The following is a 12,788-nucleotide window of genomic DNA, read 5'->3' as shown; positions in this document are numbered from 1 at the left end:
GCGGAGCGCCGCGGTGTGACTTCCGGCATATCGACGCGGCCGGCGGTCCGTCCTAGCTTCCGTGGACCATGGCGGACACCCGGCAGCAACCTCCCACGCGCTTCTCGCAGGAAGAGGCGGCGGACATCATCCGCGAGGCCACCACGCGCTCGCTGGCGGGGGACGCGGAGCGGCCGCTCACCCGCGAGGACGTGCACGCGATGGCCCGGGAGATGGGGCTGAGCGAGGCCGCAGTGGAGGCCGCGCTCGCCGCCCGCGCCCGGAAGCAGGAGGACCGGCAGCGGGTGCGCAAGGCCATCATCGACTTCGCGACGCACGGCCTCAGCTACACCATCGTCATGGGCGGGCTCACCATCATGGACCTGCTCGGCGGTCCGGGCTGGTGGGTGCAGTGGCCTGCCATCGGCTGGGGGATGGGGCTGGCCTTCCACGCCAAGGCCGCGCTGCTCAACGTCCTCAACAAGGATGCGCCGCCTGATGGAAAGCCGGGCACTCCGCCAGGTTCATGAAGCGACCTCCCCGATGCGGACCGGGCTGACCCGGTGGCAGCGCGGGGGCCTGGCTGCTGCCGACCCGCGCGAATCCCCGTGTCCGTCTACGTGCCATGACGCTGTCGCAGGCGCTCACTCCTCGTCGGGCTTCTGGCCGGGGTAGGCCGCCCAGTAGACGTCGGGCAGGGGGTTGGTGCCGGCATCGCTGCGCGGGCCGTCACCATCGGGCAACTCGTCCAGGATGGCGCCCGGCGTGCGCTCCGTCGGGTCGATGGTGTGCGGGTGCAGCTCCTGCTGCCGGTCCTCTCCTGGCGCGGGAGTCCGCGTCCCGGCCCGCCGCTGGCCGTCCTTCTCCTGCGCCTGGTGCCGGGGGCCCGCCCCGCTGCGGTAGTAGTCCTGCGGGTCCTGGATGCCTGCCTGCTTCCTGTCGCGCTCGGCCATGGTGGAATTCTCCGTCCCACTACGGTCATGCCGGGCCTCGCGCGCCGCAATGGGACCTTCCGCCCGCGCCGCGCTCGCCTGCATCCGCCAGGCATGAGGTCCGGGAGGCGTAACTGGCTGGAAGTCCAACGGAAACCGCGCTCGGCCGTCCGGCGGGACTCTCGCCGGAGGTCTCCGGACGGGGCCGCCGTGCTCGCGGCGCTGGATGCCGGGTCTGCTCCCCCGTTATGGAGGGCCTCCCCGGGAGGCGAGGTGTAGAGTCGATGGGAATGCCCTGTTCGAGCGTCCAGGTTCCGTCTTCGCCCGGCGACCGGTTGGCGCGGGGGAGCTTGCTGCAGGCCCCTCCCGCCGGACCGCCGCCGGATGCCTTCGTGCGCCGCGAGCCCTGACCGCGCCATGGCGAGTCCCATCGATGGTGGTCCTGCCCCCGTGCCGCTGGCCGCGCTCGCGGACGTGATGGGCTTCGACGTGCCCCCGTCCCATCGCGCGCGCTGGGGCGGCGCCATCACCCGGCTCAAGCGGCTGGCGGTGGCGGGACTCGGGCCGGTGCAGCATGCGCTGCTGGCCCGTCAGGCGCAGTTCGATGCGCTGCTCGCGGAGCTGCTGCAGGCGCCAGGGCCGCGGCTGCCGGCCCGGGTCCGCGCGGAGCTGGCGCCGCTGGCGGACCCGGCCGTGCTTCGAGCCTCCGGGCGCGACGTGGCCCGGTGGCTGCGGGAGCCGTGGGTGCGCGCCCAGCGCGCCTGGAACCTCGCAGTCGTCGAGCTGCTGTCCGGCCCGTCCTGGCCGCTGCGCACGGACGGCGCGCGAGCGAGGCTGGACGCACTGGAGGCGCGCTGTGACGTGCTGGCGGACGTCCGGGCACCGCGCGCGCTGCTGCCACTGTGGCGCGAGGTGTGGCGGCGGCAGGTGGCCTTCAACCACGCCTGTGTCCTGAGGCTGCGCCACCTGCTGGGCGTGGCCCGGCCCGTCCTGGCCCTGCCCGCGCCGGAGGTGCATGCGCGGTGGTGTCGCGAGCAGGAGGCGCGCGAAGTCCCTGCCGCCGCCGCCGCGGTGGAGCGGCTGGAGCGGCGGCCCCGGTTCAGCCTCGTCACGCCCGCCTGGGAGACGCCGGGCCCCGTGCTGCGGGCATGCATCGACTCCGTGCGGGCGCAGGTATATCCGCACTGGGAGCTGTGCATCGTGGATGACGGCTCGCGCTCCGCCGGGGTGGAGGCCACCGTCCGGCGGCTCGCCGAGGAGGACCCGCGCATCCGCTTCACCCGGCTCTCCGCGAACCAGGGCATTGCCCGTGCGACCAATGCCGCGCTGGCGCTGGCCACGGGGGACTTCATCGGCTTCCTCGACCACGACGACCTGCTGGCGCCGCACGCGCTCGCCGAGGTGGCGCTGCGGCTGGAGGCCGCGCCGGACACGGACGTCCTCTACTCGGACGAGGACAAGGTGGACGGGGAGGGGCGGCGCTTCGCGCCCTACCTGAAGCCGGCGCTGTCACCCGAGCTGCTGCGGGCGGTGAACTACGTCTGCCACTTCCTCGTGGTGCGCGCGTCCCTGGTGCGCGAGGTGGGCGGCATCCGCCCCGGCTTCGAGGGCGCGCAGGACCACGACCTGGTGCTGCGCCTGCTGGAGCGGACGCGGCGCTTCGTCCACATCCCCCAGGTGCTCTACCACTGGCGCACGCTGCCGGGCTCCACCGCCACGGACGCCAGCGCCAAGCCCGCGGCCTCCGAGGCCGGCCGCCGCGCGGTGGCCGAGCACCTCGCGAGGCTGGGCGAGGCCGGCGAGGTCGAGACGCACGCGCCCGGCCTCTACCGCATCTGCCATCCGCTGCCGCCAAGGCCGCGCGTGTCCGTGCTGCTCGCGCTCGGTGAAGGGGCGCCCGCGCCCGAGCTGGCGGCGCTGCTGGACACCTCGGACGACGTGGAGCTGGAGGTCCTGCTGCCGTGGCCGGGCGGCACGGCGGGCACGCCCGGCGCCGGGGGCGACTCGCGCGTGCGGCGCGTGGCACTTCCCGAAGGGCTGACGCCGGGGGCCGTGGCCAACCGCCTGCTGCGGGAGGCGCGCGGCGCGCTGGTGCTGCGCCTGGACGCGGGCACGGTGCCCACGGAGCGGGGCTGGCTGTCAGAGCTGGCCTCGCAGGCGCTGCGCCCGGACGTGGGCGTGGTGGGCGCCCGCCTCGTGACGCCGGCGGGGGAGGTGGTGCACGCGGGCCTGGGCGTGGCGGCGGACGGAAGCGTGGTGCGCCTCTTCTCCGGGCTGCCGGACCCGGCGCTGGCCGCGTTCGGTGGCTCACACTGGCCTCGCGAGCTGCTCGCCGTGTCGGGCGCCTGTGCCATGAGCCGGCGCGAGGTGCTGGAGGGGCTCGGGGGCATGGACGAGGCGCTCGGGTCGGCGGAGGCCTGCGCGGTGGACCTGTGCCTTCGCGCGGTGGGCGGGGGGCTGCGAGTGGTGTACACGCCCCATGCACGGCTGGTGAGCACGGAGGGGGCGCCAGCCGCGTGGGTGGCGGCGGACTCCGAGAAGCTGCGCGCACGGGTGGGGCCGTTGCTGAGCGCGGGGCGGGGTGACCCCTTCTGCAATCCCCACTTCGGGGCCGATGGACGCGGCGGCGACGTGCCGCGGAGGGGCTGAGGCGAATGGCGGAGCAGGAAGGCGGCAAGGTGCGGCGGGTGTGGTCCCGCGTGGCGAAGGGGCCATTGCGCCAGATGCGTCGGGGGCTGGTGCGTCGGCAGGTGGGCCTGGCCGCGGTGCCGGGCCAGGGCACGTCGCGGGTGGAGGGCGGGCGCTACGGCTGGGAGGCGGACGGGCCCGACGCCGTGCTGGAGCTGAGGCCGGAGGCCGGGGCGCTGCCCTCGGGCTGGACGGAGCTGTCCCTCACGCTGGAGACGGAGTCCGCGGACGCCGCCTCCCCCGTGCTGCTGGTGGACGCGGGCGGGGAGGGGGCGGCGGTGAGCATCCGCCTTCCCGAGGCGAGCGGTGGCCGGGTGCGCGCGCTCGTGCGCCTGCCGGAAGCGGCGCGCGCGCTGCGGCTGGGGCCGGTGAACCGGCGCACGCGCTTCCACCTGGCGGACGCGCGCGCGGTGGAGCTGGGGCAGGCGGAGGCGACGCTGCGCATGGCGTGGCCGCTGGCCCTGCGCCTGCTGCGCGAGCCGGAGCGCATTCCCCAGGTGGCGCGCCGCTACCTCGGCACCCTGCGTGCGGGCGGGCTGCGCGGCCTGGACGGGGTGCTCGGCGAGAAGTCCCGCGGCCTGCTGTCGCTGGAGAGCTACGAGGACTGGATACGCCAGTACGGGACGCTCACCGACACGGACCGCGAGGAGCTGCGCCGCACGGTGGACGCGCTGCCCTTCAAGCCGCTCGTGTCCGTGGTGATGCCCACCTACGACACGCCCGAGGTGTGGCTGCGCCGGGCGCTCGACTCGGTGCGGGCCCAGCTCTACCCGCACTGGGAGCTGTGCATCGCGGACGACGCGTCCCCGCGTCCCGAGGTGCGCCGGGTGCTGGAGGAGTATGCGGCGCGGGACGCGCGCATCCGCTTCACCGTCCGGGCCACCAACGGGCACATCTCCGCGGCCTCCAACTCCGCGCTGGAGCTGGCCCGGGGCGAGTTCGTCGCCCTGCTGGACCATGACGACGAGCTGCCGGAGGACGCGCTGGTCCGCGTGGTGGAGGAGCTCAACGCGCACCCGGACGCGGACATCGTCTTCAGCGACGAGGACAAGCTGGACGGCCAGGGCCGCCGCTACGACCCGTACTTCAAGCCGGAGTGGAACCTGGACCTGTTCCGCTCACAGAACCTCATCAGCCACCTGGGCGTGTACCGCACCGCGCGCCTGCGTGAGATTGGGGGCTTCCGCCTGGGCTTCGAGGGCAGCCAGGACTACGACCTGGCCCTGCGCGTGGTGGAGCGCACCACGCCGGAGCGCATCCGCCACGTGCCGCGCGTGCTGTACCACTGGCGCGCCATTCCCGGCTCCACGGCGCTCGACGTGGGGGAGAAGGACTACGCCAGCACCGCCGCGCGCCGCGCCCTGCAGGAGCACCTGGACCGCACCGCGAGCGGCGCGCGCATCGAGCCGGGCGGTGCCGCCGCCCTGCACCGCGTGCGCTACCCGCTGCCGTCCCCGCCGCCCTCCGTCAGTGTCATCCTCCACGCACCCGCGGGCGAGGACCCCGAGGCCCTCCGCGAAGCGCTGGGCCGGGCGACGGACTACCCGGAGGTGGAGTGGCTCGCCGCGTCGGGTGCCGCCGGGGGGGCCTCCGCCGCCTCCAACCAGGCCGCGCGCAAGGCGCGTGGCGACGTGCTCGTCTTCCTGGATGCGCGCCTGGAGCCCCACGCGCCCGGCTGGCTCGCGGAGCTGGTGGCCCACGCGCTGCGGCCGGAGGTGGGGGCGGTGGGCGCGAAGCTCTGCGCACCGGACGGCACCGTGGAGCACGCGGGGCTGGTGCTGGGGATGGGCGCCGAGGGCATCGCGGGCCACCCGCACCGGGGGCTGGTTCGCGCGGCGCCCGGCCACGTCGGGCGGGCGACGGTCATCCAGCAGTTCTCCGCGGTGAGCGCGGCCTGCTTGGCGGTGCGCCGCGCCGTGTTCGAGGCGGCGGGAGGTTTCGACGCCGAGCACCTGCCGGACGCGTGGCGCGACGTGGACCTGTGCCTGCGGCTGCGGGAGCGAGGCCTGCGCACCGTGTGGACGCCGTACGCGGAGCTGACCTGGCGCGCGCACGCGGCCGGGAGCGAAGCCGGGGACTCGCGGGCCGCCGCGGCCTCCTGGCTCCGGACGCGCTGGGGCGACGCGCTGCGGGCCGACCCTTTCCACAGCCCGAACCACGCGCTGGACTGGGAGGACCTGCGGCTCGCCTGGCCTCCTCGTACGATGCCGCCCCGCCGCACGATGCCCCCCTGAGCGGCCAGGGGAGTGGAGGGTGACTCCACTCCCTGCCCAGGAGGGGAGCCACCACCTTGACGCTCCCCACGCCAGATGCCATGGAGAAGCGGCCGTGGCAGCCTCCGGCCGGGCTGCTCGCACCCTTCGACGAACATCGACCATGCATCAACTGCTCAATCCGCTGGACCATCCTCTTTGTCTGTCCACGCCCAGGCGGCTGCTGGCCTCCTCCGCGTGGGTCGAGCACGTCCCCTTCGGGATGTTCATCATCGACCTCGTGCGGCCACGGGTCCTCGTGGAGCTCGGGGCGCACTCGGGGGTGTCCTACTGCGCCTTCTGCCAGGCCGTGTCCGAGCTGAAGCTCGACACGCGCTGCCATGCGGTGGACACGTGGACGGGCGACGTGCACGCGGGCGCCTACGGCCCCGAGGTGCTGGCGGACCTGCGCGCACACCATGACCCGCGGTATGGCGGCTTCTCCCGGCTGATGCAGATGACGTTCGTGGAGGCCCTCTCGAGCTTCGAGGACGGCTCCATCGACCTGCTGCACATCGATGGCTGCCACGAGTACGAGCAGGTCAAGGCGGACTTCGAGCAGTGGCTGCCCAAGCTGAGCCGCACCGGCGTCATCCTCTTCCACGACACCCAGGTCCGCGAGCGGAACTTCGGCGTCTGGCGGCTGTGGGAGGAGCTGCGCGGCCGCTACCCGTCCTTCGAGTTCGAGCACGGCCACGGCCTGGGCGTGCTCGCGGTGGGCGCCGAGCCGCCCGAGGGCGTGCGCGCCATGGCGGAGCTGTCCGTGGAGGACGCGGCCCGCTTCCGCTCCCTCTTCGCCGAGCTGGGCTCTCGGATGTCGCTGCGCGTGCGCTGCGAGCTGCTGGACGCGGAGGTGGCCCGGCTGGAGCGGGAGCGCGTGGCCGTGGCCACACGCCACGCGGAGGCCAGCCGTGATGTCGCCGCGCTGCAGGAGGAGCTGGCCGCGGCCTCGCGGCGGGCGCAGGCGGACGCGCTGATGCTGCGCGAGCGTGAGGCGGGCCTGGAGCGGGCCGAGGCCGCCCAGCGCGTGCTCCGCTCGGAGCTGGACCAGCGCGACGCACACGTGGCCCACCTGGACAAGGAGCTGGCCCGCCAGCGCGACGAGCTCGCCCATATCTCCGGCAGCCTGGGCTGGAAGCTCGTCAACCGCTACTGGGCCATGCGTGAGCGCGTGCTGCCGCCAGGCACGAAGCGCGGCCACTACTACCAGCTGGGCAAGCGCACCCTGCAGAAGGTGGGCTCCGGCCTGGTGAAGCTGCCGAAGCAGGGCTGGCGCCGCGCGCGCGCCGTCCCGGCCCAGGCGCCCACCGAGACCCTCACCGTCCCGGCCCAGTCGCAGGCCCAGGCCGTTCGCGCTCCCGACCCGCGCCTGCCCTGGTCGGCGCCCCTGACGGAGCGCTCCCGGGCGAGCTTCGGGCGGCGCATCCTCATCATCGCAGAGCTGTCGCTGCCCCAGTGCAAGCGCTACCGCGTGGACCAGAAGGTGGAGATGCTCCACCGGCTGGGCTACGAGGTCACCGTCCTGCGGTGGAACGACCACGCCGACTGCAAGACGGCGCTGCAGTTCCACGGCCTGGTCATCTTCTACCGCGTGCCGGCCTTCCCCGCGGTCGAGGAGATGATTGGCGAGGCGAAGCGGCTGGGGCTCCACACCTTCTTCGACGTCGACGACCTCATCTTCGACGTGGACGAGTACCGGCGGAACACCAACGTGCAGCGCCTGCCGGACCAGGAGCGCGACCTGCTGCTGGACGGCGCACGCCTCTACCGCAAGGCGCTCAGCCTCTGCGAGCACGCCATCGCGAGCACGCCCACCATCGCCGAGCGCATGGCCCAGGTCGTCCCGGGCAAGGTCTACGTCGTCGAGAACTGCCTGGACCAGGGCATCCTCGCCCTGGCCGCGGAGCTGGAGCGGCGTCCCGTGGGCGTGGACACGCACACGGTCACCATCGGCTATGGCAGCGGCACCCGGACGCACGACGCCGACTTCGCCATGGCGGCGGACGCCATCCTGAAGGTCATGGAGCGCCACGCGCACGTGCGGCTCGCCATCCATGGCTACCTGGAGCTGCCGGAGGGCTTCGAGCGCGTCGCCAGCCGCGTGTTCCGCATCCCCTTCCTGGAGGCGGACGACTACCTGCGCGCGCTGGCGTCATGGCAGATCAGCATCGCGCCGCTGGAGCACACCGTCTTCAACGACGCCAAGAGCAACATCAAGTTCATCGAGGCCTCCGTCTTCCGGGTGCCCACGGTGTGTTCCGGCTCGGGGCCCTTCCGGGAAATCGTCGAGCACGGCCGCAACGGGATGATTGCCACCACTGCCGCGGAGTGGGAGGCGGCGCTGTCGGCGCTGGTGGAGGATGCGGGGCTGCGCGAGCGGATGGGCGAAGAGGCCCACCGGGCCGTCATGGCGCGCTATGACCCCGCGGTGGTGGCGACCGAGCGGCTGATGCCCGTCGTGCGGCACCTGCCGGCGCCGGCCCCGCCGCGCCTCAAGGTGATGGAGGTGAACGTCCTCTTCGCGCCGCTGAGCTTCGGTGGCGCCACCATCGTCGCGGAGCAGTTGGCCCACCGGCTCCAGGCCGAGGGCTGTGACGTCACCGTCTTCACCGGCATCATGGACTCGCCGCTGGAGCCGTACAGCGTGGTGCGCTACGAGACGCAGGGGCTGCCCGTCATCGCGGCGCAGCTGCCGCGGGGAGGGGACCGCGCGCAGGACTACGAGAACCCGAAGATGGCGGAGCTCTTCGCCCAGGCGCTCAAGGCCGCGCGGCCGGACGTGGTGCACTTCCACTCCATCCAGATGCTGAGCGCGTCGATGGCCTCCGCGTGTGTCGCGGAGCGAATCCCCTACACCATCACCGTGCACGACGCGTGGTGGCTGTGCGAGCGGCAGTTCATGGTCCGCGGCGACAACCAGGCCTGCCACCAGAAGACCATCGACCTGCGCGTGTGCTCCAAGTGCGTGCCGGACCTGCGCTTCACCTTCAAGCGCACCTTCGCCCTGCGCAAGGTGCTGGATGGCGCGGCCCTGCTGTTCGCCCCGAGCGAGTTCCAGCGCCAGCTCTACATCGCCAACGGCGTGGCGCCGGAGCGCATCGTGGTCAACACGAACGGGGTGCTGCTGCCCGAGCGCCCGCGCGCGCCCCGGCCCGAGGGGGCGCCGGTGCGCTTCGCGTACCTGGGCGGGAACGCGGTGCACAAGGGCTACTCCTGGCTCAAGGACGTCTTCGAGACGCTGCCCGAGGACAACTACGTCCTCAAGATGACCGACATCATGCTGCGCATGGGCCGGACCTCCATCGACGCGAAGGACTGGAAGCTGAAGGGCCGCGTCGAGGTCGTCCCGCCGTATGACCAGGAGCGGATGGACGACTTCTTCGATGGCGTCGACGTGCTGCTGTTGCCCTCGCAGTGCAAGGAGAGCTTCGGCCTGTCGGTGCGCGAGGCGCTCGCCCGGGATGTCTGGGTCATCACCACCGCGGCCGGCGGCGTGGTGGAGGCCATCGTGGAGGGCGTGAATGGCAACGTCGTGGAGATGAGCGACGTGGAGGGCTTCCGCCGCGCGGTGCGCGAGCTGCTGGCCCACCCGGAGCGGCTCGCCCACTACCGCAACCCGAAGCGGGAGGCCGTGCGCGACTACGTGGCGCAGGGCGCGGAGCTGCGCGGGCTGCTCGCCGGTGTGGTGGCGCCGACCGCGCGCGAGCTCGCCACCGGCTGAGGCACCGCTGCCGCGGGGCGCCAGCGCCCCGCGGCGTGTTCCAGGGCCCGGGCCCTCAGGAGGCGTGCCGCCGCTGGCGGTGCCTTCCCCGCGCCCGCTCCACCGCGGGCGGGCTCACACCGCGCCGTAGTAGCGCTGGTACAGGACGGTGAGCGTCAGGCCCACGGAGAGACCCCCGAAGACGACGGCGAGCGCTGGCTTGAGCCAGGCCGGGGTCCGGGACATCCGGAGGCTTGGGGCGATGGCCACGACGAGGAGCGGGAAGAAGGGCAGCAGGTAGCGGCCCTGCACGCCCTGCACCTGCTCGGCTGCCACGGGCGTCCAGGCGACATAGAGCATGGCGTGCACGAGCAGGAAGCCCCCCAGCGCGATGGCCAGCGACAGCAGGCGCACCCGCCAGCCCACGCGCTCCTCCGTGGGGCCGTCCAGCAGGGCCACGGCGAGGACGAGGATGACCAGCGCCACCAGCCCCGCATCCGGCAGCGGGGTGTCGAGCCACCCGAACTTGCCGATGGACTCGCGAGACAGCCGGGGGAGGTCCGCCCAGAAGCTCGTCACGAGGTAGCCCAGTACCTTGAAGGGGTTCTGGAGGACGAAGGCAATCTGCGCGGAGACCGCCCCCGGGCGGTACGCGGCCTTGGCCGTGGCGGACCAGGCCAGCTGGAGCAGCGTGGGCACCGCGACGACGACCGCCAGCGCCATCGCATAGCGGCGCAGGGAGCCCAGCCGGGCCACGGGCAGCAGCAGGAACAGCAGCGTCAGGGGGAGGTACGCCTGCTTGCAGAGCGCCACGAACACGGCGCACCCCAGCAACAGGCCCAGCTGGGCCGGACGCAGCCGTTCCCGGTGGACGAAGGTGAGGTGGAAGGCGACGGCCATCAGCAGCACGCAGGCGCTGAAGGTGAGCGGGTCTCCGGAGACGGAGGTGCGCTGGAAGAGCACCATGGGGGTGAGCGCCAGCAGGGCGAAGGTCCACCGATGGAAGGGCAGCAGCCTCAGCGCGAGGGCGATGAGGACCACGGACGCCAGCAGGTTTCCGAGCCGCCCGGCCCACAACAACACCACGGGCGCGGGCTCGAACAGGCGCGCGGGCAGCATCCCCAGGGCCTGCGGGAAATAGACGAGCGGGAAGTAGACGGACGCGGCCGCGAAGCCGTACGGGACGCGGTCGCCGGGCGCCAGCGGCAGGTCCAGGGCCTTGCGCATCCGCTCCCGGTCCACCTTCACATGCGCGTTGAAGGGGATGTCGCGCATGGTGATGTCCACCGTCTCAATCATGCTGCGAGGCAGCATGCCGCCGACGGACTCCGCATCGTTGCCCACCTTCTCCGCGACGAGGTGGCCCTCGGAGATGTGGAACGCACGGTAGTAGTGCACCGGCTCGTCCGGCACCTGGAAGGGCGGGGTGAGGAACGTCGTCACGAGCCCCACCAGGGACGCCACCGCGACGAAGAAGAGGACGGGCGCGCGCGCGGAGGAGCGCGCGGCGGGGGGCGGCAGTGGGGCGGGGGGCGCGGACGGCAGCGCGGGACTGGATGACGGAAGCGGGGACGGAAGCATGGTCGAGGTAGGTGAGGGTAGCCCCTCGGGGCCCTCAGGCTGCGTGGGTTTCGTGCATGGCTCCGGCCGTGGCGAGCTCCCGCCGGGTGGCGGCAGGCCTCAGACGTCCTGGGGAGGCATGCGTGCCCATTGAAAGTCCAACGCGCCTTCTACGCGTTTCCCTGGGGAGGGTAAAGGCAACCACAGGCTGGCGGCCAGGCGGCTGGCGGCGTGTTCCGGTCAGGGGCCGGGGCTCGCTCGACATTGCAGGGGGCCTGACATAAGGGGAGGCGCCTGACGGGAGCATTCGCAGTGGAAGAGGGAAAGGCAAAGTGGCTTGCCGCGGCGCTGGTGGTGGGCGTCGTCCTCGTGCGAGGGACGCTCCTGGCCGGGCTCATCCCTCCGTTCCATGGCCCGGACGAGCCCGCGCACTTCAACTACGTGCAGCGCCTGGGGGAGGAGGGGACGCTCCCCGTCCCCGACATCTACTGCGCGCCCCACAGCGCGGAGGCCCACACGTTGATTCGCGGCGTGCTGGAGGGGGCCATCAACCCCCCGCGGGCCGTGCCGTCCGTGGAGCAGCTGCCGGTGCTGCCAGTGGGTGACCGGGCGGCGCGGGCAACCACGGGGTGCGGGCCTGCCGCGACGTACCCACCCGCCTACTACGCGAGCGCCGCCGTGGGCTACGCGGTCTCCTCCGAGGCTTCGCTGATGCAGCGGCTGTTTGCCAGCCGGATGGTGTCGGTGCTCTGGGCCTGTGTCACGGCGCTCGGCCTGTTCGTGCTGGGCGTCTCGTTCTTTGGCCGGGTCTGGGACGGGGTGCTGCTCGCGCTGCTCGGGGCCACCCAGCCGATGATTGGCTTCATGTCCGCCGTGGTGAACAACGACGCGTGCCTCTTCGCGTGCAGTGCCTGTGTGCTCGCGGCCCTCTCCAGCGCTTCCCGGCCGGCCGTTCCCCCCGGTCGCGCGCTGCTGGCCGCGTCGCTGTTCGCGCTGGTGGGCGTGCTGTCGAAGGCCACGTTCGTCTTGTGCCTCCCGGTCTTCTTCGTCGTCTGTGGGGCCGCGCTGGGCCCGCGGCAGCGTCGCTCCTGGGCCCTGGCGGGCCTCACGTTCGCCCCGGCGGTGGTGGTGGCGGTGGCATGGACGCTCCTCTGGCCGGCGTCCACCGGCGCCGTCCTCTCCGCTCCGGTGATGGCGCTGTCGGTTCGGGAGTACGTGGAGCGCTACGTGTTGGACCTGCCGCGCTTCCAGTGGCTCTGGGTCCAGATGTACTGGATGGTCTGGGGCTGGGTGGATACCTATGTGCGAGCCGGGTACTTCAAGGTGTTGATGTACCTGCTGGCGCTGGGGGCGGCGGGCCTGGCCCTGGGCTGGGGCAGGGCGACCGCGAAGGAGCGGGGCGTCGTCCTCCTGGGGCTCGGCGGCACGGCGGGGTTGATGGTCGCCCTCCATGCGCTGGAGCTCGTCGTGATGCGGAAGACGGGCATGCCATTCATCCAGGGGCGCTACCTGCTCCCGCTCTTCCCGCTCCATGCAGTGGCGTGGGTGCTGGGCCTGCGCTGGCTCTCCCACGCGCTGCGCTCGCCGCTTGACGCGGCATGGCTGCTGGTGCCCACGCTCCTCGTCCTCGACGTGTCAGCCATCCTCCGGACGCTCGCTCGTTACTACGCCTGAGTC

The 12,788-nt window shown here is 73.0% G+C and carries 7 protein-coding genes; 5 read left to right on the top strand and 2 right to left on the bottom strand.

From position 1 onward, the window contains the following. Positions 1-68: 68 nt before the first annotated feature. Positions 69-509: a 2TM domain-containing protein gene (locus LXT23_RS12975; protein WP_253980480.1), complete on the top strand. Its 441-nt coding sequence runs from the start codon at positions 69-71 to the stop codon at positions 507-509. Between the two features lie 114 nt (positions 510-623). On the opposite strand, the gene LXT23_RS12970 is transcribed toward LXT23_RS12975, so the two are convergent. Then, the gene (locus tag LXT23_RS12970; protein ID WP_253980479.1) at positions 624-932 is read right to left on the bottom strand and encodes a hypothetical protein; all 309 of its coding nucleotides are present in this window, start codon (positions 930-932) and stop codon (positions 624-626) included. Between the two features lie 396 nt (positions 933-1,328). On the opposite strand from LXT23_RS12970, the gene LXT23_RS12965 reads away from it, so the two are divergent. The 3 genes from LXT23_RS12965 to LXT23_RS12955 all read left to right on the top strand — a co-directional run bounded on the left by LXT23_RS12965 (position 1,329) and on the right by LXT23_RS12955 (position 9,572). Next, positions 1,329-3,560, top strand: coding sequence for a glycosyltransferase family 2 protein (locus tag LXT23_RS12965; protein WP_253980478.1), 2,232 nt, complete (start codon positions 1,329-1,331; stop codon positions 3,558-3,560). Positions 3,561-3,565: 5 nt separating this feature from the next. Beyond that, complete coding sequence (locus LXT23_RS12960) at positions 3,566-5,833, top strand: glycosyltransferase family 2 protein (RefSeq protein WP_253980477.1); 2,268 nt, start codon at positions 3,566-3,568, stop codon at positions 5,831-5,833. Positions 5,834-5,975: 142 nt separating this feature from the next. Further along, positions 5,976-9,572 carry a class I SAM-dependent methyltransferase gene (locus LXT23_RS12955; protein ID WP_253980476.1) on the top strand — a complete coding sequence of 1,199 codons (3,597 nt, stop codon included), beginning with the start codon at positions 5,976-5,978 and terminating at the stop codon, positions 9,570-9,572. Positions 9,573-9,686: 114 nt separating this feature from the next. Here the strand turns inward: LXT23_RS12955 and LXT23_RS12950 are convergent, their stop codons facing one another. Continuing rightward, positions 9,687-11,132 carry a DUF2142 domain-containing protein gene (locus LXT23_RS12950; RefSeq protein WP_253980475.1) on the bottom strand — a complete coding sequence of 482 codons (1,446 nt, stop codon included), beginning with the start codon at positions 11,130-11,132 and terminating at the stop codon, positions 9,687-9,689. Between the two features lie 291 nt (positions 11,133-11,423). Here LXT23_RS12950 and LXT23_RS12945 point away from each other — a divergent pair, with 291 nt between their 5' ends. Beyond that, positions 11,424-12,785, top strand: a complete 1,362-nt coding sequence (locus tag LXT23_RS12945) for a DUF2142 domain-containing protein (protein ID WP_253980474.1) — start codon at positions 11,424-11,426, stop codon at positions 12,783-12,785. Positions 12,786-12,788: the final 3 nt, after the last annotated feature.

The organism is Pyxidicoccus xibeiensis (assembly GCF_024198175.1).
Classification (GTDB): domain Bacteria; phylum Myxococcota; class Myxococcia; order Myxococcales; family Myxococcaceae; genus Myxococcus; species Myxococcus xibeiensis.
The sequence above is the reverse complement of the archived record's forward strand: the minus strand, read 5'-3'. Positions and strand labels throughout refer to the sequence as shown.

Excerpts from the sequence above, each read along its gene's own strand:
- LXT23_RS12965 (WP_253980478.1), top strand. The coding sequence starts at position 1,329 with ATGGCGAGTCCCATCGATGGTGGTCCTGCCCCCGTGCCGCTGGCCGCG.
- LXT23_RS12960 (WP_253980477.1), top strand. The coding sequence starts at position 3,566 with ATGGCGGAGCAGGAAGGCGGCAAGGTGCGGCGGGTGTGGTCCCGCGTG.
- LXT23_RS12955 (WP_253980476.1), top strand. The coding sequence starts at position 5,976 with ATGCATCAACTGCTCAATCCGCTGGACCATCCTCTTTGTCTGTCCACG.
- LXT23_RS12970 (WP_253980479.1), bottom strand. The coding sequence starts at position 932 with ATGGCCGAGCGCGACAGGAAGCAGGCAGGCATCCAGGACCCGCAGGAC.
- LXT23_RS12950 (WP_253980475.1), bottom strand. The coding sequence starts at position 11,132 with ATGCTTCCGTCCCCGCTTCCGTCATCCAGTCCCGCGCTGCCGTCCGCG.
- LXT23_RS12975 (WP_253980480.1), top strand. The coding sequence starts at position 69 with ATGGCGGACACCCGGCAGCAACCTCCCACGCGCTTCTCGCAGGAAGAG.